This window comes from Actinomyces sp. ICM47 (assembly GCF_000278725.1).
Lineage (GTDB): Bacteria > Actinomycetota > Actinomycetes > Actinomycetales > Actinomycetaceae > Pauljensenia.
Genome location: NZ_ALCA01000050.1, coordinates 1 through 3,280, shown reverse-complemented (window position 1 = coordinate 3,280; position 3,280 = coordinate 1). Strand labels below are relative to the sequence as shown.

General features: G+C 61.3%; 3 protein-coding genes. All 3 read right to left on the bottom strand.

From position 1 onward, the window contains the following. Window positions 1-79: 79 nt before the first annotated feature. A complete protein-coding gene (locus HMPREF1136_RS03265) occupies window positions 80-766 on the bottom strand; it encodes a hypothetical protein (protein WP_034504684.1) in 687 nt (228 codons plus the stop codon). Window positions 767-1,605: 839 nt separating this feature from the next. Further along, window positions 1,606-2,313 carry a hypothetical protein gene (locus tag HMPREF1136_RS03260; protein WP_009647903.1) on the bottom strand — a complete coding sequence of 236 codons (708 nt, stop codon included), beginning with the start codon at window positions 2,311-2,313 and terminating at the stop codon, window positions 1,606-1,608. A 28-nt stretch (window positions 2,314-2,341) separates the two neighbouring features. Beyond that, window positions 2,342-3,064, bottom strand: a complete 723-nt coding sequence (locus tag HMPREF1136_RS03255; protein WP_009647905.1) for a hypothetical protein — start codon at window positions 3,062-3,064, stop codon at window positions 2,342-2,344. Window positions 3,065-3,280 lie beyond the last annotated feature (216 nt).

The following is a 3,280-nucleotide window of genomic DNA, read 5'->3' as shown; positions in this document are numbered from 1 at the left end:
TTTACTCCCCTTGGCTTGCCAGGGGCACGCGGGTCAGGGGGAAGGGGGATTGCATGCAATTTTTTGGAGGAACGAGCGCTCAGTGCACCTGACCCGCCTGGTTCGTCCACGCCTCGGTAATGATGCCCGTGTGCTCATAGAGCACGATACTCAGCCCATCCTCCTCACCCTTGCAGGTGTAGTAGACGGACGCGTAAGGTTCCCGATCATCCTCAGCCTTCTCTTTCATAACTGATGCGCGAATGCGGTAGCTCCACTCGGTGCCGTTCTCGGCGACCAGGTCGAACACATATTCGCGATGCGACCTCTTGCCTGTGCTCAGTTCGGTATGGAAGTTCTGGCAGGCCACGTTCTCGTGCCGCACAGTCCCCCGATGCCAGTCCTCTATGTAGGGCCACTGGTACATGAACGAGATATGCCAGACCAACCACAGCACGCAACCAACGACCCCGAGTCCCAGGAGGGGCGCCACCACGCCCCCCGACGCCCGCCCACAGACCACTCGCACAAGACGTCGCAGCAACGCCCACACGAAGCGCAACGAGAAGAAGAGCACCAGGAGCGGGAGCCCCATCGCGGCGAAACCGCCATAGAACCTCCACTGCCCCCAATCGTCTATGAAGACGATGACGCCGACACACGCGTAACCCATCAGGACCCAGCAGCCGATAATGAGCCACCTGTAGAGCTTTTGTCGATACGCTAAATTCTTCGAGGTGAAGAGATAGCTCACAGACCCATCGGGGCCTGTCTCGGTCGTTCCCATGCGCCCACAATAGCCTGGTTATAGGACATGTCGTGTTGCTGGGGTTCATCCATCATGTGCCTTGGTGTCCTCTTCTTGCCGTCTGGGGCCTGCAGGAGTGCACTACGTGAGGGTGCATTGGGCTGACCACCTGAACCATGTCGCCGAAGCGCAAAGCCATTGCGCACAATCCGCTCACCATGCGCCTCCATCCCCGTGATACGCACGCGAACCCGCTATTCCGAGCCTGGGCGACCCCGCCCACATGCGGAACAGCGGGTTAACATGCGGAACAGAGGGTCTACGCGCGGGACAGGGGGCACAGCCGTACACCAGACCCGCTACATCACACGCGAACCCGCTATTCCGAACCCGGGCCATCTCATCCGCACGTGGACCCGCTATTCCGAGCCTGGGCGACCCCGCCCACATGCGGAACAGCGGGTTTACGTGCGGGACAGAGGACACAGCCGTACACCAGACCCGCTACATCACACATGGACCCGCTATTCCGAACCCGGGCCATCTCATCCGCACGTGAACCCGCTATTCCGAGCCTGGGCGACCCCGCCCACATGCAGAACAGCGGGTTAACATGCGGAACAGCGGGTTTACGTGCGGGACGCGTTGGAGTCCAAGTCGTTGTCGCGCGCGGATGATCCGTCACGAATCATGGGGTAGCCGCACACGCCCACGATGCTTCAGTATTTACATAAGCGAGGCATGCACAACCACCTGTAACCGTGACTTTCCCACACCAGCAAGTCGACAAGTCACTACACCAGCAACACGTAGTGTCCTCAACACCAATAGCCGACGCGGCTTCGCCACCTCCGAGACGAGCTACCGCGCGGAGGAGATCATCGCCCAAGGGAAGCCAGAATCTGCGTGCGCGGGTAGACCTCGGCGCTCACGAACGTGCCCGGTGCCTCGCACAGCTTCATGAGACCGACGTACGGTTCATCTCCCTCCCCCAGTCGACGCTCCAACATGACCGAACTAACGCGCACATCCAGATGCAGACCGTCGGGACTCGTCACCGTCATGTATGCGTACTCTTTGTCCGGCGACTCATCGTTAGTGTGCTCAACCGCACGCGAAACACCGTCGCAAGTCACCGCCTCGTAGCGCACAGGTCCTTGGCGCTGATCCGCGAGCGCGGGGGCTACGTAGGAGTAGGAACGATACGACACAAAGCCGATGATTAGGACGACGATGAGCGCCGGAACACTGACAACGGCCAGGAGAAGCGACGTGTATCGGTCCATCGTCGCTAGGCGACACTCGCGGATGAAGGCCACGGGCCACTCGAGTGAACGTAGAAACAGGGGAACCCAGCCGATCAGGAAGATGATCGGGACCCACATGAAACGAACCCGCCCGTCAAGCGCAACCGCGCCGAGGTCTTGCTTCCACGCGAGCACCCACACGCAGACGTAAGCTACGACGACCACGGTCATCAAGACAGCCCACGCAGCCTCAGTTCCGCATCCTTTCGGCTTCCAGCCCTTCGGCGCGGACGCGCTCGGCGGCGGAGAGGTCGGCGGCTGTGGAACATCGACACTCATGCCCAGATCGTATCCCCCGAGTTTCTGGCTACTTGCTCGCCCGGGCCTCGGAAATGACGCCCGTACGCGGATAAACGGACACACTCATGCGCATCTCCGGTGACTCGCACGCGCCCAGGATCGTATTGAACGGGCTGCCCTGACGGTCGGTTTCTTTATCGAGATCCACGCGCTTGAAGCGGAAGCTCTGCGAATAACCGTCATCCCCGACCAGCCTGAACTGGAGGTACTTCCAGGACCTGCTCTTCGGTGAGACGCTGCCGTTCCCATCATTGAAGGCCTCGCACGCCACACGCTCGTGGCGTACAGGCCCCTCCCACAGGTCCTGGGCGAGCGTCAGGTGTTGATTCCACGACGGATACACGACGCCGACAAGGATACCGGCGGATATCAGGAAACAAATGATGGCAAGCCGTGGCCGCGGCTTCTTCGCATGCTTTCCCCGCGTGGGCAAACGCCGAGCTCTGATGAGATCGCGGATCACCCAACGCAGCGCCGCCCACATGATCGGCAGCCAGATAAGCACGAAGCCGACGGGCAGGACTGCCGCCCCGATCTTGCCTCGCATCGACCAGTCACCCCACGCCTCCCGCCAGTTGGAGGTCCAGATCAGCCAGTACACACCAAGCGCCATCAACCCCAGGATGAAACGTATGAAGCGCTTCGCCGAGTTATCGAGGACCGTGGGGGTGCTCTCGCCGCTCGCGCGCGAGTCCTTCCGAGGATCAGTACCGGTCGTTGAGTTCTGCATGCGTCCATGCTAGTCGAGGCCGCCGCAGGGTCGCCCCGCGCGGCGCAGGTACCCGCACCCCGGGTGCCCGCCCCCACGTAACCCCCGACGCCCACGCAACCCAGGACACCTCAGACGCAACAAACAGCCGACAAGACCATCAGCTCACGCAAGCACCCGACAACACGCACGACCACGGCAGCCATGGCAACACTCACATCACCATGCAAAACGGAG

What these genes read in the sequence shown, in the direction of transcription:
- HMPREF1136_RS03255 (WP_009647905.1), bottom strand. Translation starts at nt 3,064, where the DNA reads ATGCAGAACTCAACGACCGGTACTGATCCTCGGAAGGACTCGCGCGCG.
- HMPREF1136_RS03265 (WP_034504684.1), bottom strand. Translation starts at nt 766, where the DNA reads ATGGGAACGACCGAGACAGGCCCCGATGGGTCTGTGAGCTATCTCTTC.
- HMPREF1136_RS03260 (WP_009647903.1), bottom strand. Translation starts at nt 2,313, where the DNA reads ATGAGTGTCGATGTTCCACAGCCGCCGACCTCTCCGCCGCCGAGCGCG.